This window comes from Micromonospora jinlongensis (genome assembly GCF_013410645.1).
Taxonomy (GTDB): Bacteria; Actinomycetota; Actinomycetes; order Mycobacteriales; family Micromonosporaceae; genus Micromonospora; species Micromonospora zamorensis.
The window spans coordinates 2,595,898-2,614,427 of the sequence record NZ_JACCHK010000001.1 but is presented as its reverse complement, the minus strand read 5'-3'; the positions used below and the strand labels follow the sequence as shown (position 1 = coordinate 2,614,427).

16 protein-coding genes are annotated in these 18,530 nt (G+C 72.8%); 6 read left to right on the top strand and 10 right to left on the bottom strand.

Features of this window, described 5'->3' with window-relative positions; all coding sequences use genetic code 11:
• Positions 1–13: 13 nt before the first annotated feature.
• Positions 14–433: a MerR family transcriptional regulator gene (locus HNR22_RS11115; RefSeq protein WP_179780291.1), complete on the top strand. Its 420-nt coding sequence runs from the start codon at positions 14–16 to the stop codon at positions 431–433.
• On the opposite strand, the gene HNR22_RS11110 is transcribed toward HNR22_RS11115, so the two are convergent.
• Both HNR22_RS11110 and HNR22_RS11105 read right to left on the bottom strand, forming a co-directional pair.
• On the bottom strand, positions 423–911 hold the full coding sequence (locus tag HNR22_RS11110) for a hemerythrin domain-containing protein (RefSeq protein WP_343059777.1): 489 nt from the start codon (positions 909–911) through the stop codon (positions 423–425). The two genes, HNR22_RS11115 and HNR22_RS11110, sit on opposite strands and share 11 nt — an antisense overlap.
• Before the next feature lie 92 nt (positions 912–1,003).
• Positions 1,004–2,341 carry a low temperature requirement protein A gene (locus tag HNR22_RS11105; protein WP_179780289.1) on the bottom strand — a complete coding sequence of 446 codons (1,338 nt, stop codon included), beginning with the start codon at positions 2,339–2,341 and terminating at the stop codon, positions 1,004–1,006.
• Between the two features lie 154 nt (positions 2,342–2,495).
• On the opposite strand from HNR22_RS11105, the gene HNR22_RS11100 reads away from it, so the two are divergent.
• Positions 2,496–3,431, top strand: a complete 936-nt coding sequence (locus HNR22_RS11100; protein ID WP_179780288.1) for an SDR family NAD(P)-dependent oxidoreductase — start codon at positions 2,496–2,498, stop codon at positions 3,429–3,431.
• 63 nt (positions 3,432–3,494) lie between these two features.
• Here the strand turns inward: HNR22_RS11100 and sucB are convergent, their stop codons facing one another.
• Positions 3,495–5,351, bottom strand: coding sequence for a 2-oxoglutarate dehydrogenase, E2 component, dihydrolipoamide succinyltransferase (gene sucB / locus HNR22_RS11095; RefSeq protein WP_179780287.1), 1,857 nt, complete (start codon positions 5,349–5,351; stop codon positions 3,495–3,497).
• Positions 5,352–5,418: 67 nt separating this feature from the next.
• Complete coding sequence (gene lpdA / locus HNR22_RS11090; RefSeq protein ID WP_179780286.1) at positions 5,419–6,810, bottom strand: dihydrolipoyl dehydrogenase; 1,392 nt, start codon at positions 6,808–6,810, stop codon at positions 5,419–5,421.
• Positions 6,811–6,988: 178 nt separating this feature from the next.
• On the opposite strand from lpdA, the gene HNR22_RS11085 reads away from it, so the two are divergent.
• Positions 6,989–7,318 carry a hypothetical protein gene (locus tag HNR22_RS11085; RefSeq protein WP_179780285.1) on the top strand — a complete coding sequence of 110 codons (330 nt, stop codon included), beginning with the start codon at positions 6,989–6,991 and terminating at the stop codon, positions 7,316–7,318.
• A gap of 50 nt (positions 7,319–7,368) precedes the next feature.
• On the opposite strand, the gene HNR22_RS11080 is transcribed toward HNR22_RS11085, so the two are convergent.
• The gene (locus HNR22_RS11080) at positions 7,369–8,943 is read right to left on the bottom strand and encodes a leucyl aminopeptidase (protein WP_179780284.1); all 1,575 of its coding nucleotides are present in this window, start codon (positions 8,941–8,943) and stop codon (positions 7,369–7,371) included.
• Between the two features lie 162 nt (positions 8,944–9,105).
• Between HNR22_RS11080 and gcvT the strand changes: the two genes are divergently transcribed.
• The gene (gcvT, locus tag HNR22_RS11075; protein WP_179780283.1) at positions 9,106–10,236 is read left to right on the top strand and encodes a glycine cleavage system aminomethyltransferase GcvT; all 1,131 of its coding nucleotides are present in this window, start codon (positions 9,106–9,108) and stop codon (positions 10,234–10,236) included.
• 141 nt (positions 10,237–10,377) lie between these two features.
• Here gcvT and HNR22_RS11070 read toward each other — a convergent pair whose 3' ends face one another.
• From HNR22_RS11070 to HNR22_RS31650, 4 genes are all read right to left on the bottom strand, one after another.
• A complete protein-coding gene (locus HNR22_RS11070; RefSeq protein WP_179780282.1) occupies positions 10,378–11,673 on the bottom strand; it encodes a DUF2314 domain-containing protein in 1,296 nt (431 codons plus the stop codon).
• A 67-nt stretch (positions 11,674–11,740) separates the two neighbouring features.
• Positions 11,741–12,514: an adenosylcobinamide-GDP ribazoletransferase gene (cobS, locus tag HNR22_RS11065; protein ID WP_179780281.1), complete on the bottom strand. Its 774-nt coding sequence runs from the start codon at positions 12,512–12,514 to the stop codon at positions 11,741–11,743.
• On the bottom strand, positions 12,504–14,447 hold the full coding sequence (locus HNR22_RS11060) for a bifunctional adenosylcobinamide kinase/adenosylcobinamide-phosphate guanylyltransferase (protein WP_179780280.1): 1,944 nt from the start codon (positions 14,445–14,447) through the stop codon (positions 12,504–12,506). Before HNR22_RS11060 ends, cobS begins: the two co-directional genes overlap by 11 nt.
• A gap of 60 nt (positions 14,448–14,507) precedes the next feature.
• Complete coding sequence (locus HNR22_RS31650) at positions 14,508–16,292, bottom strand: serine/threonine-protein kinase (protein WP_179780279.1); 1,785 nt, start codon at positions 16,290–16,292, stop codon at positions 14,508–14,510.
• Positions 16,293–16,436: 144 nt separating this feature from the next.
• Here HNR22_RS31650 and HNR22_RS11050 point away from each other — a divergent pair, with 144 nt between their 5' ends.
• Positions 16,437–16,637 carry a hypothetical protein gene (locus HNR22_RS11050; protein WP_088949470.1) on the top strand — a complete coding sequence of 67 codons (201 nt, stop codon included), beginning with the start codon at positions 16,437–16,439 and terminating at the stop codon, positions 16,635–16,637.
• Positions 16,637–17,437, top strand: a complete 801-nt coding sequence (locus HNR22_RS11045) for a site-2 protease family protein (protein WP_179780278.1) — start codon at positions 16,637–16,639, stop codon at positions 17,435–17,437. Before HNR22_RS11050 ends, HNR22_RS11045 begins: the two co-directional genes overlap by 1 nt.
• A gap of 53 nt (positions 17,438–17,490) precedes the next feature.
• On the opposite strand, the gene HNR22_RS11040 is transcribed toward HNR22_RS11045, so the two are convergent.
• Entirely contained in the window at positions 17,491–18,489 is a 999-nt protein-coding gene (locus tag HNR22_RS11040) for an aldo/keto reductase family protein (protein WP_141910588.1), read from the bottom strand.
• Positions 18,490–18,530: the final 41 nt, after the last annotated feature.

The following is an 18,530-nucleotide window of genomic DNA, read 5'->3' as shown; positions in this document are numbered from 1 at the left end:
CTACGATCTCGACATGAGCGGTTACGCCCCCGCGGAGGCTGCCCGCCGCAGCGGCTTCAGCCTCGACACCCTGCGCTACTACGAGAAGATCGGCCTGCTCGCCGACGTGGGCCGGACGACGGGCGGTCAGCGGGTCTTCACCGACGACGACCTCGGCTGGCTGGTGCTGTTCCGCTGCCTGCGCGACACCGGGATGCCGATCGCTCAGATGTGCCGCTACGCGGAGCTGGCCCGGGAGGGCGAGCACACCGTCGACGAGCGGCGGGAGTTGCTGAAACAGCACGCGGCTCGGGTCGAGGAGCAGATGCTCCTGCTGAGCCGCCAGTACGAGCACCTCCGGGAGAAGATCCGCTTCTACGAGCGGCTGCCCGGGCCGGCGCCGGAGGCCGAGCAGCCCACCGCCACCCGGTCCGGCCCGGCCGTCAGTCGGTGACCTGCGGAGGCACGGTCAGACCGAGGAGTTCCTCGGCCGTCCCGGGTCGGCCGGTGAGCGCGTTCAGCGCGGAGACCAACCGCTTCTCCTCGTAACGGAAGTGCGACTCCAGCAGGGCGGCCAACCCGTCCAGCTCGCCGCGCACCTGGGCGAGGGGCACCGCCGTGTCGCCGCCGAGCAGCGCCTCGACCCGCTCCAGGATCCCCGCCACCACCTCGTGATCGGTGATCAGGTTCGCGATGACCGGGCGTAGTTCGGGGACCTGCTCGGCCAGCAGCCGGAACGCGCCCGCGTCCTCGCCGGTGTGGTGTCGGCCGAGTGCGGCGCAGAAGGTCAGGCAGTGCGCCCGCAGATCGCGGGACGGGGTGTCGAGGCCTGCCCGGAGACGGGCCAGTTCCGCGCTGAGCCAGAGGTGGATCTCGATCATCTGATTGCCGACGGCGGCGAGCCGGTCGGCCGGTGAACCGGTCGGGTGCACGTTTGTCCCATGCTGTCCCCGCGCCTCCATGCCCACGGCGGCCTTCGTGCCGGGTACACCGCGACGCTGCGCCGGAGTCTATCCCGAACCGATCACGGCGTGGTCGGCTCGTCGGTCTCCCGGACGTCGTGCCAGCGCGCCCGCCAGGCGGCCTCGTGGGCCTCGTGGGTGGTCCGCTCCTGGAAGACGGCGGAGCGCAACGCGTGCCGGGAATCCGACATGACCATCACCTCCACGGCCACCAGCGCCACGCAGATCACGGTCGCGAGGGTGAGCGCGCCCAGCGCCGGCAGGTGCTGACCGACCGGGAGGGCCGCCGTGAGCACCACGATGACGCCGACGCGGGTCCAGCTGACGGTGTGCAGGGTGCGCAGCTGGAACAACAGGTTGACGGCGAAGTAGCAGATCAACCCGCCGAAGAGCATCGGCACGGCCGGTCCCTCGACCTTCTCGGCGAGCCCGCCGGCCGGGTCAGTGATCTTGTGCAGAACCTCCTCGTTGCCGATGGAGAAGAGGATCACCCCGGCGATCATCGGCAGGTAGAGGTACGCGTACGCGTCGCGGGCCATGGCCACCCGGGGGCCACCCTCCGCCGCGTGCAGGGCGATCCGCGCGGCCGGCCCGATGAAGTCGAAGTGCGCCCACCACAGGGCGGCGGTGACCACGATGCCGAGCGCCGCGGCAGCCACCGCCGACCAGGTCACCGGCTTGCCGAGCAGATTGCCGCCCACCCCGGTGGAGATGATGGACTCGCCCAGCGCGATGATCAGGATGAGGTCGTAACGCTCCGTCCAGTGCTCGGCGCTGGTCACCCCCCAGCCCCAGGTACCGACGATGAAGCCGGTGGCGTACTGCACCACCACCACGGTGATCCACAACGCGTCCCGGACCATGGCGGCCTGGTCGGGGTCGGTGATCTGCGGCGGAATCAGCGCGGCGGCCAGCAGCAGCACGATGCTCACCGCCAGCTCCGGGGCGAAGCGCCGCAGTTGCCGCCGCTCCTGCGGGCTGTCCCGCACCACATGCTGGTAGAGGATCATGTGGACGGCCCGGACCACGACGTAGCTGATGGCCACCAGCATCGGGCCGGCGGCGCTCCCCTTGGGGTCGTTGAACGCCTGCGGCAGCGCCAGCGCGAACGCGAACAGGGCGACCATTGCGATCACCATGAGCACCGGGACGTAGCCCTCGCCGAGCCGGACCCGGGTGGCCACCAGGCTGTGCACCACCCAGATCCACCAGAGCACGGCGAGCACCAGGCCGGCGTGCAACAGCTGCCGGCCGGAGATGTTGGCGGCGGTCGCCCGGGTGATGATGAAGAACGAGAAGACGAAGACCAGGTCGAAGAAGACCTCGAACTTGTCCACCCGGGCACCGGGAGCAATCGGGACGGCCGGTCCCAGTTGTCCACCCCGCCGGTAGCCGCCCACGATCCCACTCTGGCAGCGTCCGGCCTGCTCGGAGGCCCGAACAGCGATGGCGACGGTGTCCGGCGTTACCTCCGGTCCGGCTCGGGAAAACACCGGGACTACCGCCTCCGGCAGCGGGCCGGTCGGTCCGACCCACCCTGGACAAGGATGGATCATGACGACGAACAACCCGATCACCACCTCGTTCGCCCATACCTCCACGGCCATGGACGTGATCCGGGGTGTGGACCTCGTCCGGCGGCGGGCGATCGTCACCGGCGGGTCGTCCGGCATCGGCGTGGAAACCGCCCGCGCCCTGGCCAGCGCCGGCGCGGAGGTCACCCTGGCCGTCCGCAACCCCGACGCCGGCCACAAGGCCGCCGACGACATCACCGGGACCACCGGCAACGACCGCGTCCTGGTCGCCCCGCTCGACCTCGCTGACCAGGGTTCGATCGCCGACTTCGTCGCCAACTGGGACGGACCGCTGCACATCCTGGTCAACAACGCCGGGATCATGGCCGCGCCCCTGTCCCGCACCCCGCAGGGCTGGGAGATGCAGTTCGCCACGAACCATCTGGGGCACTTCGCGCTCGCCACCGGGCTGCGCCCGGCACTCGCGTCCGGCGACGGGGCCAGGATCGTCTCGGTCAGCTCCGCCGCCCACCTGCGCTCACCGGTGGTCTTCGAGGACATCCAGTACGACCACCGGGAGTACGAGCCGTGGCAGGCGTACGGGCAGTCCAAGACGGCCAACGTGCTGTTCGCCGTCGAGGCGTCCCGGCTCTGGGCCGACGACGGCATCACGGCCAACTCGCTGATGCCCGGCGCGATCCAGACCAACCTCCAGCGCTACGTCAGCAAGGAGGAGCTGGACCGGATGCGCTCCGGCAACGCGGCGGCCTGGAAGACCGTCGAACAGGGCGCCGCCACCTCGGTGCTGGTCGCCGCGTCGCCACTGCTCGACGGTGTGGGCGGGCGCTACTTCGAGGACTGTCAGGAGGCCGCCCCCGCCCAGCCCGGCGGGCGGACGGGAGTCGCGGCGTACGCGCTGGACCCGGAGGCCGCCGAGCGGCTCTGGAAGGTCTCGACCGCGCTGCTCAAGGGCTGAGGACCGCAAACGAGAGGGCGCCCCGGTCGACGACCGGGGCGCCCTCTCGGCGTTGCAGGCAGATCAGGCCAGGCCCAGCTCCGACTCGAAGTTGCCGGCCTCCAGCCGCTCCTTGACCGTGGTCAGGAAGCGAGCGGCGTCGGCGCCGTCGATCAGCCGGTGGTCGTAGGACATGGCCAGGTAGACCATCGACCGGACCGCGACAACCTCGCCCAGCTCCGGGTCGTTGACCACGACCGGCCGCTTGACCACGGCACCCGTGCCGAGCATCGCCGACTGGGGCGACGGCACGATCGGGGTGTCGAAGAGCGCGCCACGGCTGCCCGTGTTGGTCAGCGTGAAGGTCGCCCCGGCCAACTCGTCCGGGCTGATCTTGTTGGTCCGGGTCCGCTCGGCCAGGTCGGCGACCCGCTTGGCGATGCCGCCCAGGTTGAGGTCCCCGGCGTTGTGGATGACCGGCGTCAGCAGACCCCGCTCGGTGTCCACGGCGATGCCCAGGTGCTCGGCCGCCGGGTAGGTGATCGTGCCACCTTCCAGGTCCATGCTGGCCTGGACGATCGGGTGCGTCTGGAGCGCCTCGATGGCGGCGAGCGCGAAGAACGGCAGGAAGGACAGCTTCACGCCGTGCCGCTGCACGAAGGAGTCCTTCGCCTGCGCCCGCAGCTTGGCGATCCGGGTGACGTCCACCTCGACCACCGTGGTCAGCTGCGCCATCTCGTGCAGAGACTCGTGCAACCGCTTGGCGATGGCCTTGCGGATCCGGGGGAGCTTCTCGGTGGTGCCCCGCTTGCTGCTCGGCTGCGGCTTCGCGGCCGGCTTGGCCGGGGCCGCCGACGGTGCGGTGGCCTGCGCGGGTGCGGCGGCGGGAGCGGCCTTGGCGGCCTTCGCCTTCTCGGCGGCCTCCAGCACGTCCTGCTTGCGGATCCGGCCACCCACACCGGTGCCGTTGAGCGAGGACAGGTCGACGCCGTGCTCACCGGCCAGCTTGCGCACCAGCGGGGTCACGTAGCCGGCGGCCTCCTCGCCGCCACCCTGCACCGGGGCGGACGGACGCGGCGGCGTCGAGGACGGCGCGGCAGGCTGCGAGGCCTGCTCGGTCTTCGCCGGCTGCGCCGAGCTCTCAGTCTCCGCGGCCGGCTCGTTGTACGACATGCCGGGGGTCGGCTCCTCGACCTTCGGCTCCGGCTTCGGCTCGGCCTTGGGCGCCGGCTTGGCCTCCGCCTTCGGCTCGGGCTTCGGCTCGGGCTTGGTCTCGGCGGGGGCCGCACCGGCAACGCCGATGATCGCCAGGTCGGCGCCGACGTCGGCGGTCTCGTCCTCGGCGACCTTGATCTCCAGCACAGTGCCGGCGACCGGCGAAGGGATCTCGGTGTCCACCTTGTCGGTGGAGACCTCCAGCAGCGGCTCGTCGACCTCGATGGTCTCGCCGACCTGCTTGAGCCAGCGGGTGACAGTGCCCTCGGTGACGCTCTCACCCAGGGCCGGCATCTTCACCGCGGTGCCCTCGCCCGAGGAAGCAGCGGCCGGAGCCGGCGTCTCGGTCGGCGCCTCGGTCGGGGCCTCGTCCTGGGCCACCTCGTCGGCGGTGCCCTCGGCGGCGGCCGTCGGCTCGGCGGCCGGCTCGACCTCCTCGGTCGGGGCCTGCTCCTGACCGGCGGCCTCGCCACCGCCGGTCGACTCGCCCTCACCGGAGATGACAGCCAGCTCGCTGCCGACCTCGGCGGTCTCGTCCTCACCGACCACGATCCGGCTCAGCACGCCGGCAGCGGGTGACGGGATCTCGGTGTCGACCTTGTCGGTGGAGACCTCGAGCAGGGGCTCGTCGACCTCGACCGTGTCGCCCTCCTGCTTGAGCCAGCGCGTGACGGTGCCCTCGGTGACGCTCTCGCCGAGCCGGGGCATGGTGACCGATACCGGCATTTTCTGAGACTCCTTCATTCCCCTGGTGGGATCTTCGCCCGTCGCCGGACGCCGCGGTTGTGGATGATCAGGCGTGCGAGTGCAGCGGCTTGCCGGCGAGGGCCAGGTGCGCCTCGCCCAGGGCCTCGTTCTGGGTCGGGTGGGCGTGCACGAGCTGGGCGACCTCCGCCGGGTAGGCCTCCCAGTTGTAGATGAGCTGCGCCTCACCGATCAGCTCACCCACCCGGGCGCCGATCATGTGTACGCCGACCACCGGGCCGTCCTCGACCCGGACCAGCTTCACGAAGCCGGTGGTCTTGAGGATCTGGCTCTTTCCGTTGCCACCCAGGTTGTAGTTGTACGTCTTGACCTTGTCAGCGCCGTACTGCTCCTTGGCCTTGGCCTCGGTGAGGCCCACCGACGCCAGCTCCGGGTCGCAGTAGGTGACGCGCGGGATGCCGACCTCGTCGATCACGGCCGGGGTCTGCCCGGCGATCTCCTCGGCGACGAAGATGCCCTGCTGGAAGCCGCGGTGCGCGAGCTGGAGGCCGGGCACGATGTCGCCGACCGCGTAGACGTTCGGCACGCTGGTGCGCAGCCGCTCGTCGGTCAGCACGTAGCCGCGGTCCATCTTGACGCCCTGCTCCTCGTACCCGAGGTTGGCGGTGTTCGGGCCGCGACCCACGGCGACCAGCAGCAGCTCCGCCTCGACGGTCTCGCCGCCCTGGATCGTCAGCTTGACGCCGCTCTCGGTCTTCTCGACCTTCTCGAACGGCTTGCCGACCTTGAAGTTGATCTTCCGCTTGCGGAACGCCCGCTCCAGCGCCTTGGACGACTCCTCGTCCTCGGCGGCGACCAGCCGGGGCAGCGCCTCGACGATCGTCACGTCCACACCGAAGGACTTCCACACGCTGGCGAACTCGACGCCGATCACACCGCCACCGAGGACGATCACCGACGACGGCACCCGGTCCATCGTGAGCGCGTGGTCGCTGGTGATGATCCGCTCGCCGTCGACCTCCAGGCCCGGCAGGCTCTTCGCGTACGAGCCGGAGGCCAGCACGATGTTGCGGCCGGTGTAACGCTTGCCGTCCACCTCGACCACGTTCTTGCCGACCAGCTTGCCGGCGCCCGCGACGAAGGTGATGTTCTTCGAGCCGCCCACCAGGCCCTGCAGGCCCTTGTACAGGCGGGAAATCACACCGTCCTTGTACGAGTTGACCCCGGCCATGTCGATGCCGATCAGCTCGGCCTTCACGCCGAACTGCTCCGACTCGCGGGCCTGGTCGGCGATCTCGGCGGCGTGCAGCAGCGCCTTCGTCGGGATGCAGCCGTTGTGCAGGCAGGTCCCGCCGAGCTTGCCCTTCTCGATCAGCGCGACGGAGAGGTCCAGCTGGGCGGCGCGCAGCGCGGTCGCGTAGCCGCCGCTGCCACCTCCGAGAATGACAATGTCGAAGGTCGCTTCGTTCGGCTCGCTCACGTCCAACTCCCAGGTCGCGTCGCTGCATCGGGGGTCACAGAGGTGTAACACGGACACACCCCACCTCGGTCATCTTGTCACCACTGGGCACAGGGTGCGTACCGAGGTGCCCAACGACACGTCATCGACACGTACCCTTGGCACCGTCGTCGATGACGCAACATGGGGGAGAGATCCGGTGGGCTTGTTCCGGCGCCGCAAACAGACGGCTGTGCCGAGCCATGACCGCGCTGCCAGTCGCGGCGATCTGGACCATTTGGAGAACTTCATCCGCAGTCGGCGCGGCGTCGAGGCGTACATCGAGCCGCGCACGACGGTGACGGAGACCACGGTCATCCTGATCGCCGACGACGGGGAGTGGACCCGCCGGCGCATCGACGGCCCGGACGGCGCCCGGCGCTTCGCGTACCGGATGGGCATCCCCGTGTACGACGTCCGGCTGATGGGCTACCCGCAGCGGATGCGCGACTTCAACGAGCGCCGCAAACGTCGCCCCGAGCAGCACTGAACGCGACCGGGGCGCCCTCCAGGAGGAGGACGCCCCGGGTCGGCGGATCATCAGCCGTTGGCGGCGACGTCCTCGACGAGCTGCACCAGGGTGCGGACCGGGACACCGGTGCCGCCCTTGGTCCAGTAGCCGGTCGGCTCGCCCGAGTGGTAGCCCGGCCCGGCGATGTCGATGTGCGCCCAGGCCACGTCGTCGGTCACGAACTCGCGCAGGAACACCCCGCCCTGCAGCATGTGACCGGCCCGGTCCATGCCGGCGTTGACCTGCGAGATGTCCGCCACGTCGGACTCCATGCCCTTGCGCACGTCGTCGGGCAGCGGCATCGGCCACGCCGGCTCGCCGACCGCGTCGCCGACGGCCTGGACCCGGTCGCACAGCTCCGGGGTGCCCATCACGCCGGCCATCCGCTTGCCCAGCGCGATCACCTGGCCGCCGGTCAGGGTGGAGGTCTCGAACAGGTAGTCGGTGCCGTCCGCGCAGGCGCGGGCCATGGCGTCACCGAGGACCATCCGGCCCTCGGCGTCGGTGTTGAGCACCTCGACGCGCTTGCCGTTGAACATGGTGATCACGTCGCCCGGCCGGTAGCTGGTGCCCGACGGCATGTTCTCCGCCATCGGCAGGTACGCGTTGACCGCCACCGCCGGCTTCAGCGCGGCGATCGCCAGCATGGCCGCGCCGACCGCGGCGGCGCCCGCCATGTCGGACTTCATCTCCCACATGCCCTGCGCCGGCTTGATCGAGATGCCGCCGGTGTCGAAGGTGATCCCCTTGCCGACCAACGCGACCCGCTTGCCGTTGCCGCCGCTCTGCGGGGTGTAGGTGAGCTTCACCAGCCGCGGCGGGGCCTCCGAGCCCTGCCCGACCGCGACGATGCCGCCGTACCCGCCGGCGGCCAGCGCCGCCTCGTCCAACACCTCGACGCCGAGGCCCGCGGCACGGGCGGCGTCGGCGACCGCGTCGGCGAACGACGGCGGACGCAGCTCGTTCGGAGCGGTGTTCACCCAGTCCCGGCTGGTCCGGACCGCGCCCGCCACCGCCAGCGCCCGGGTGACCTCCGCCTGGGCGCCCGCGTCACCGGCGTCCGGCACCGCGATGAGCACCTCGGCGACCGGCTCCCGCCGGGTCGGCTGCGGGCGGGTCTTGTAGCCGGCGAACCGGTACCCGCCGAGCAGCGCACCCTCGGCGACCGCGCGCAGCTCCGCCGACGCGTCCGCGTCGTCCGGCAGTGGCAGGGACAGGGCGACCTTCGGAGCGCCGGCCAGGGCCCGGACCGCCGTGCCGGCGGCCCGGCGCAGCGTCTCCGGGGCCGGGGCGGCACCCGACGGCTCCGGGCCGAGCCCGACCGCGACGACCAGCGGCGCGGTCACGGTGCCCAGCGTGGCCAGCTTGACGACCTCACCCGGCCCACCTGTCGCACCGAGCAGCGCGAGGGTCTCGGTCAGCTTGCCGTCGAAGGCGACGGCGATGCTCTCCGCGCCGCTGGCGAGCAGCAGGGTGCCGGCGAGGCCGCTGGTGGCGCCCTGCTCTCCGGTCTGGCTGTGCACGCCGATCACGATCGCGTCGACGGCGAGCTCGGCCGGGTCGGTGTCGACCAGGCTCAGGTTGGTGGTGCGGGGTGATGTCACTGAAGCTACTCCGGGCGGGCCGGGCCGGTCGCGGCGTGGCGTACCGGCGGTGAAGGTCTCCGGCGGAACCTACCCGCCGGACGTCATGGCTGTCCCGCCGACAGCGCCAGCGGGTTCCCGCCGATGCTAACCAGCCACGTTGCCCCCGGTAAGTTGCCACCCATGACCGACGTGACCTCCGACGCCGCCGCGACCCGGCTGCGTCGTTCCCCGCTGCACGAGCGGCACACCGCCGCCGGCGCCAAGTTCGCCCCCTTCGGGGGTTGGGAGATGCCGCTGGAGTACGCCGGCGGCGGTGTGCTCAAGGAGCACACCGCGGTGCGGACCGCGGTGGGGGTCTTCGACGTGTCCCACCTGGGCAAGGCCCGGGTGAGCGGCCCCGGCGCGGCCGACTTCGTCAACGCCTGCCTCAGCAACGACCTGGGCCGGATCGGCCCCGGCCGGGCGCAGTACACGCTCTGCTGCGACGACGCCACCGGTGGTGTGGTGGACGACATCATCGCCTACCTGTACGCCGACGACCACGTCTTCCTCATCCCGAACGCCGCGAACACCGCCGAGGTGGTGCGCCGGTTGCGCGCCGCCGCGCCCGCGCAGGTCACCGTCACCGACGAGCACGAGGCGTACGCCGTGCTGGCCGTCCAGGGCCCCCGCTCGGCCGAGCTGCTGGCCGCCCTCGACCTGCCCGTCGAGCACGGCTACATGAGCTTCTCCGCCGCGAGCCTGGCCGGGATGGAGTTGACCGTCTGCCGCACCGGCTACACCGGCGAGCTGGGCTACGAGCTGGTGGTGCCGGCGGAGCACGCCGTGGCCGTCTGGGACGCGCTCTTCGCCGCAGGCGAGGCGTTCGAGCTGCGGGCCTGCGGCCTGGCCGCCCGGGACACGCTGCGTACCGAGATGGGTTACCCGCTGCACGGGCAGGACCTGTCCCTGGACATCAGCCCGGTGCAGGCCCGTTCCGGCTGGGCGGTCGGTTGGGACAAGCCGGCCTTCTGGGGCCGCGACGCGCTGCTCGCCGAGAAGGCCACCGGCCCCCGGCGTACGCTGCGCGGCCTGGTGGCCGTCGACCGCGCGATCCCGCGGCCCGGGATGACCCTGCACGTGGGAGACACCCAGGTCGGTGAGGTGACCAGCGGCACCTTCAGCCCGACGAGGAAGCAGGGCATCGCGCTGGCCCTCCTGAACACCGACGCCAACCTGGCCGACGGCGACGAGGTGGAGATCGACATCAGAGGCCGCCGAGCCCCCCTGAAGCTGACGAAACCCCCCTTCGTAACCCCCTCAGTGAAATAACCCCTTCACGCCTCGCCCCAGCCCTCTCGCCCTCCCAGCGTTGATCATGAGGTTGACGGGCTGTTGAGAGATCAACACCCCCGTCAACCCCATGATCAACCGGGTGGGTGGGTGGGTGGGTGGGTGGGGTGCGGGGGTGGGTCAGCGCGACGGGGTTGGAGGTTCGCCGGAGTCCAGGACGGCCTGGGTCCAGCCGCCTTCGATGACGCCGGTGGCGTCCAGGACGGCCCAGTCGACCACGTCGGTCGCCTCCACCACGACGGGGGCGCCGATGCGGACCGACGGGTCGGTGTTGGCGTCGCTGGCGCTCACGCCGACGATCCGCTCCGGGGCCTCCCACGAGGTGACGCCCGCCCAGACGTACTCCGGGCCATCGTCGCCGGGCAGGCCGTACTTGACCACGAGCTGCGACTCGGCGGGAAGGTGGCCGGCGACGAAACGGGCGCGCGCGTCACCCAGCGCGGCCCGGGCGGTGGCGACCGCCCGGCTCATCGCGTCACCCGAGCGGGCGTAGCGCACGTCCGGCTGGATCCCGGAGAACAGGGTCGCGCAGGCGGCGGCGTAGTAGCGCCCGTCCGGGCCCGGGTGCCCGGCCGGTGGGCGCAGGCTGAGGAACGAGTCGGCCTCCGGGTCGGTCGCCGGGTCCAGCTCCAGGCGCAGCAGCACCGGGGCGGTCGCGCCGTGCTGCTCCGGGTTGCCGTACGCGACAGCGATGTCGTGACCGGTGACCGTGGCGAGCACCGGAAGCTGCACGAACGCCGGCACCTCCTCGCCGGTGAGCCCGTCGGTCCAGTCCCGCAGCAGCCGACGTGCCGCCCCGGTCATCACCGCACCCCAGGCGCGGGTGAGGTGGTCGGGCACCCCCTGGGTCTGCAACTCCAGCAGCCCGAAGCGGCGCAGCCCCTTGGTGGTGAACCACAGCCCCTCGGTGTCCGACGAGTACGGCACCAGCACCCAGTCGACCAGCCGGATGCGACCCTGCTCGTCGGGGAGTGAGCGCAACGCGGTCGCCGGGTCGAGGAACTGCAGGCCGAAGACGTCCACCACGTCGCCGTCGACGGACTCCGCCACGGCAGCCGCGACCGCCCGGGCCGCCCACTCGTGCGCGGGCGGCCAACCCGGCCGGTACTCGGCCTGCACGACCACCAGGTGGGTCGCCGCGGCCAGCCGGGCCAGCTGCTCCTCGGTGGCGCCGAACGCGGTGAGCAGGTCCGGTGGCAGCTCGGGAAACTCGGTGATCGGCCGGGTGTCGACGCTCATCAGCGGGCTGTCCAGCATCTGCCTGGCCAGCCCGTGGACCGGCTCGGCCAGCCGGCCGGTCAGCGCCGCCACAGCGGTCTTCGCGCTGACCTTCGGCAGCCCCGCCATCGGCACCAGGTAGGTCGCGCTGAGCGACTCCGGCACCGGTACGGGCAGGAAGTCGTCCGTGATGAGCATTTCTGGTTCCCCCGGTGGCCGTGCCGGTGCTGTCGAGCCGAACGCTACCCGGCCTGCCGCGCCCGGTTCAGCCGGACAGCACCAGACCCAGGTAGACCAGCGTGGTGACCACCTCGACGGTCGCGCCGAGAACGTCCCCGGTTATCCCGCCGAGCCGGCGTACCACGTGGTTCAGCAGCAGTAACGCGACGGCGAGCGCGACGGCCACGGCCAGCGGCCCCTGCCACGGGCGGTCCGGCACCGCGCCGACCGCCAGCAGCGCGACGGCGACCGCGCCGACGGCGAGGGCCAGCGGGCCGACGGTGCCGGCCACGAGCGCGCCGAGCCCGTCTGGCCGGGCCGCCGGCACTCCCCGCCGGCAGGCCACCGTGACGCCGAGCCGCCCGGCGGCGGTCGCCGTGACCACCGCCGCGACACACGCCGGCCAGGACCGCCCCGCCAGCTCGGCGAGCGCCGCCGCCTGCACCAGGAGTACGACCACCAGGGCGACCACCCCGAACGGGCCGACGTCCGGCTTCTTCATGATCTCCAGCGCGGCCGCGTCCCTCCGGTACGAGCCGAGCGCGTCCACGGTGTCGGCGAGCCCGTCCAGGTGCAGCCCTCGGGTGAGCAGCGCGGCGGCGCCGACCGTCACACCGGCGGCCACCAGCGGGGGAGCGACAGCGGCGGTCAGCAGCAGCACGCCGACCAGCAGGGCGCCGAGCAGCGCGCCGACCGCCGGGGCGAGCGCCATCGCGGTGCCGGCCACCGGGCGGTCGATCCGTCCGGCGCGCACCGGCAGCGTGGTGAACGTGGTGAGCGCGAGCCGGGTGCCCGCGAGGAACCGCGACTCAGCCGGCACGCCAGCCCGACGCCGGCTGCTCGTCCGCCCCGGTGCTGGCCGGGCCCGGCCCGGCCGGCTCCGGCTCGGCGAAGTCGGGCTCGGCGAGGTCCGGGTCGGTGTCGTTCACGTACGGGTCGTTCACGTCGGGGTAGCTCGGGTCGGTGGACTGCGGCTCGTCGGCGGCCGGGTCCGTTTCGTCGTCGCCGCCGAGGGACGGGTGGACCGGCAGCGCGGCCGACAGCGCCAGCACCGAGCGCAGGAGCGGGAGCGCGACCAGCGCGTTCGCGCCCTCACCGAGATCCATCCGCAGATCGAGCAGCGGGGTGAGGCCGAGCACGTCGGCGGCGAGCCGCACCGCCGGGTGCCCACCGTGGTCGGCGAGCAGGCACCAGTGCCGGGCCTGCCCGGCCAGGTCGCGGCTGACCATGCCGGCGGCCACCCCGACCGGCCCGTCGAGCAGCACCGGCACCCGGCGCGCGGTGGCGCCGAGCAGCACGCCGGTGGCGACCGCGACGTCGCCGCCGCCCAGTTCGGCCAGGATGTCCTTGGCACCCCGCGACGAGCGGCGGGTGCGGTGCAGGGCGTCGCGTACCGCCGCGCAGCGGATCATCCACGCCGCGTCGTCGATCTCGCCGGAGTCGGTGATCACCCGGCCCAGCACGGCGGGCGGCTCCGCGCCGGCCGTCGCCGCGAGCACCGCCGCGGCCGCCGCCTCCGTGCCGGCTCCGCACGCCCCCAGGACCAGCAGCTGTACGCCCGCGTCGGCCGCCTGTTCGGCCAGCCGCCAGCCGTAGCGCAGCGCGGACTCCACCTGATCGGGCGAGAGCGCCGGCTGGTCTTCCATCGGGGCGGAGGCCGGGGCGTCCACCACCTGCAGGCTGGCGCCACTCTCGGCGGCCAGCCGCGCCAACGCGCCCTTGCCCGCGCGGGCCTGCGCGGCCCGGCGGGCCGACTCACCGGCGACGGTGCCGGCCGACCCGCCGCCAGCGTGGTCGCCGTGCAGCAGCAACACCCGCACCGAGCTCCAGGCGCGGGGGGTCGAGGTGCCCTGGGTGCCGGCGGCGAAGCCGACCACCCGGTCGAGCACGCCCAGCCCGGCGCCCGGTACGTCCAGCGTGGCCAGCCGGTCCACCGCCTGCGGGCCCGTGTACTCGTCGGGCATCGGCAGCTCCATGCCGGGCTGGATGACCAGCCCGGTGGCCACCATCGGCAGTGCCATGGTCGGTGCGGCCCAGGGGTTGCCGGGCTCCTGGTTCGGGGCGGCCGGCGGCGCGTGCGTCAACACGTCGGGCAGCTGCACCTCGGGGGTGGGCTCGGCGTCGGCCAGGCCCGCGAGGGGCGGCGCGGTGACGCTGGCCGAAGCCGCCGGCGTGGCGGCGGGAGCCGACTGGGCGATCGTGGTGGCGGCCGGCTTCAGCCAGACCGGCTGACCGGCGACGACCAGCGCCACCGCGTCGCAGGCGTCGGCGACGGCACGATTGGCCGCGCCCAACGCGTCGGTGAACGCCCGGCCCAGCGGGGTGGTCGGCACCAACGACAGCCCCACCTCGGGGCTCACCAGCACCACCCGCGCCGCGCAGCCGCGCAGCGCCTCGGCCAGCTCGGCGATCGTTGCCACGTCGTCGGCGGGCTGGTGGTCCGGGTCGAGCAGCACCGTCACCCAGCCGCCCAGGTCGTCGACGAGCAGCGTCTCGTTCGGCTCGGCGGATGCGAGCACGTCGGCCAACCGGCGCGGGTCCTCGGTGGTCTCCTCCGTGGTCCAGCTGCCCGGTCGCCGGGCGCGGTGCGCCGCCAGCCGGGTGGCCCACTCGGTGTCCTCCGGGTCGCCCTCGGGCGCGGTGGCGACGTAGCGGACCACCGGCGCGTCGGTGACCAGGGACTCGGCGAACTCGGACTTGCCAGACCGGGTACCGCCGAGCACCAGGACCGTGTTCCACCCGTCTACGGACATGCCCGTACCTTAAGGCCGCCCGGGGTTGCGGTGCCTGCCGGCCCGGGTGCTCACCGGTGATCAGTCGCAGTGTTCGAACCCGCTGCCGTAGCTGACCCCGCCGGTGGCACCGCCCCACTTCACGCACGTTCCCGCGGCGCTGGCCCGCACCGGCCCGGCGTAGTAGTCGAAGGACCCGCTGTCGGTGCTGCGGGCCCGCCCCTGCACCTCCAGGTACGCCGACGCCGCCGACTTCGTCCCGACCGCGGTGTCCTTGAGGGTGACCACGCAGTTGGTGCCGGTGCCGGAGTGGTACATCAGGAAGACCCGGCCCTTGCGCTGCCCGTCACCGCCGGTCAGCGTGGCCGAGTCGACCACCTGGTAGCCGCTGCCGCACGCCTGCGCCGCCGTGTACGGGTTGGGTCGGCTCGACGGGGTGCGGCTGGGCGTCGGTCGGCTGCTGGCCGTACCGGTGGGGGTGCTCCCCGGCGCGGCGGTCCGGACCGGTTCGCCGCTGGTCGTCGCGGTGGTGGGGGCACCGGTCGGGTCGGCGGACGTGGTGCGGTCGGCGACCGGTGTCCCGCTGGGTTGGGGACCGGTGGCGGTCGGGTCCCCGCCCGGCAGTGCGGCGTCGGTGACCGCCGCCGACTCACCGGCCAGCGCGGGCGGCGGGTCGGCCGCGCCGCCTCCGGTGCCGGGCCGCAGTGCCGTCACGGCCACCGCGACGACCAGCACGAGCAGGACGACCGCCCCGGCCCCGAGCAACAGTGGCCGGCGTCGGGCGGTCGGCCCGGTCTGGAGCACGTCCTCCCGGGTCGGCCCCGGTTCGACCGCGAGGTTCGCCGCTGGGCGCAGGGCAGCCGGCACCGGCCCGGCCGGAGGGGTGTTCGCCACCGGCGACGTGGGGACCGGGACGGCGGGTGGGTTGGTCGGTACGGCGGGTGGGGTGCCGGCCGGGACGGCCGGGGTGGCGTTCGGGGCGGGCGGGACGCCGATCGCCCACGGTGGGCGGGCGGACACCGGGATCCTGGCCACTGTCGAGTCGCGGGCGTCGGCGGCGGCAGCGGCCAGCTCGGCGGCGCTGCCGAACCGGTCCGCGGGACGCTTGCCCAGCGCCCGGGCCACCACGGCGGTGACCGCCGGTGGGGTCTCCGCCGGCAGCGGCGCCGGCTCCTCCTGGGCGTGCCGCAGCGCCACCGCGAGGGGGTTGTCGCCGTGGAAGGGTGGCTGCCCGGCAAGGCAGAAGTACGCCACCGCGCCGAGCGCGTAGATGTCGGTGGCAGCCGAGACCGGCTGCCCGGTGGCCTGCTCGGGAGACATGTACGAGGCGGTGCCGAGCACCATGTTCGCGGCGGTGAGCCCGGCCATGGCGCGGGACCGGGCGATGCCGAAGTCGACAAGCACCACCGTGCCGTCGGCCTTGACCAGCAGGTTGCCCGGCTTCACGTCCCGGTGGACGATGCCGGCGAGGTGGGCGGTGTGCAGCGCCTCAGCGGCCTGCGACAGCACCGACATGGTGGTGGCCGCGTCCAACCGCCCCGCCGCGCGTACCCGGGCGGACAACGGCTCGCCCTCGACGTACTCCATGACCAGGTAGTCGACCCGGCTGCCGTCGGCGAGCGCGGCCTGCCCCACGTCGTGCACCGGGACCACACCGGGATGCCGCAGCGCGGCCAGCATCCGGGCCTCGGCCCGGAACCGGGCGGTGAACTCGGGGTCGGCGACCAGCGACGGCAGCAGCACCTTCACCGCCACCTCGCGTTCCAGCAGCACGTCCGTGCCGCGCCAGACCGCGCCCATCCCGCCCGTCGCCACCCGCTCGCCCAGCCGGTAACGGTCGCCGAGCAGCACTCCCCGAGTCAACACCGAGCCACCGTACCGGCCGGCGCCAACCGGATTGATCCACCTGCGGGTCCCGGCGGTGGCGAGCGAGCGGCCGTTGCGCGCCGGGCCGACTACGCTGGCGGGGGTTCGTCCCACGGGGACTTCAGCGGCGAGGGGAGACGCGGCATGGCGTGGAGCTGGCGGTACGAGGGCACGGACGGTCAGACGGTCGAGGGGCCGGCGGAATCGTTCGGCAGCCAGGCCGACGCCGAATCCTGGATCGGTCAGACCTGGCGGGAGCTCGCGGCGTCCGGCGTCACCTCGGTCGCACTGATGGAGGACGACCGGGTGGACTACCGGATGAGCCTGCTGCCCACGGCCGAGTGATGGCCTACGACCGGCCGGGCGCCGACGGGCTGGTCCTCGGCGTGCCCAAGGCGGCCTTCCGGCCCAGCCCGGTCTTCCTCGGCCTGGTCGCCCTCTTCGCGGTCGGCGGGGTGCTGGCCTGGAACGGGTACGGCAATGCCCGGTTCAACGTGTTCCTCTTCGTGGTGTCCGGCTGGCTGGTGTCGCTCTGCCTGCACGAGTACGCCCACGCGGTGGTCGCCTACCGGGCCGGCGACCGGGACATCGCCCACCGGGGCTATCTGACGCTCAACCCACTGAAGTACACCCACCCGCTGCTGTCGATCGTGTTGCCGGTGGTGGTGGTGCTGCTCGGCGGCATCGGTCTGCCCGGCGGCGCGGTCTGGGTGGACCGGCACGCGATCCCGGGTCGACTGCGGCACACCCTGGTCAGCCTCGCCGGCCCGGCGACCAACGTGTTGTTCGCGTTGGTGCTGGTGGCGGCGGTGCGGATCGGCACCCAGTCGGCGGGCGGCCCGGTGGAGTTCTGGGCCGGGGTGGCGCTGCTCGCCTTCCTGCAGATCACCGCGAGCGTGCTCAACCTGCTGCCGGTGCCGGGTCTGGACGGCGGCAACATGATCCAGCCGTGGCTCAACCCGCAGTGGCGCAAGATGTACGACCTGTTCGCCCCGTACGGATTCCTGCTGCTCTTCGCGTTGCTGTGGAACCCGCGCATCGGCGGCTGGTTCTTCGACGGGGTCTTCGCGGTCGGCGACGCCCTGGGCCTGCCGTCCTGGCTCTACGCCACCGGCCTGGACCTGATCCGCTTCTGGCAGGGCTGAGCTGACCGGGCCGGCCGGCGCGAACCTCTCGCGTCGGCCGACCCGGAGCGGCGTCAGGGACGCTGCGCGGGGGACTCGGTCTTCGACGGGTCCCGCTCGGTGACCGGCTCGACGATCTCGTCGATCGCCTTGAGCAGCGCGGAGTCGAGCTTGACCCCGGCCGCCTTCACGTTGTCGTGCACCTGCTCCGGACGCGACGCGCCGATGATCGCCGACGAGACGTTCGGGTTCTGCAGGACCCACGCCACCGCGAGCTGGGCCATGCTCAGCCCGGCCTGCTCGGCGATCGGCTTGAGCTGCTGCACCCGGGTCAGCACGTCGTCGTTCATGAACCGGGAGATGAAGCCCGCGCCGGACTTCTCGTCGGTGGCGCGGGAACCGGCCGGCGGCGGCTGCCCCGGCAGGTACTTGCCGGAGAGCACGCCCTGCGCCATCGGCGACCAGACGATCTGCCCGATGCCCAGCTCCTCGCTGGCCGGCACGACCTCGGCCTCGATGACCCGCCAGAGCATCGAATACTGCGGCTGGTTGGAGACCAGCGGGATGTGCAGTTCACGGGCGAGCGGGTGCGCGGCGCGCAGCTGCGCGGCGCTCCACTCGGAGACGCCGATGTAGTGCGCCTTGCCGGAGTGCACGACGTCGGCGAACGCCTCCATCGTCTCTTCCAGCGGCGTGCTGCTGTCGTACCGGTGGGCCTGGTAGAGATCCACGTAGTCGGTGCGCAGCCGCCGCAGCGAGCCGTTGATCGACTCCATGATGTGCTTGCGGGAGAGGCCACGGTCGTTACGGCCCGGCCCGGTCGGCCAATAGACCTTGGTGAAGATCTCCAGCCCTTCGCGGCGCTCGTTCTGCAACGCCCGACCGAGCACGTCCTCGGCCCGGGTGCCGGCGTACACGTCGGCCGTGTCGAAGGTGGTGATTCCCGCGTCGAGTGCGGCCTGGACGCAGGCGAAGGCGGCGTCCTCCTCGACCTGTGAACCGTGGGTGATCCAGTTGCCGTACGAGATCTCGCTGACCATCAGGCCGGAACGGCCCAGGTGTCGGAATTCCATGTACCGACCCTAGCCCCGGTGGATCACGACCGTCGACCGGT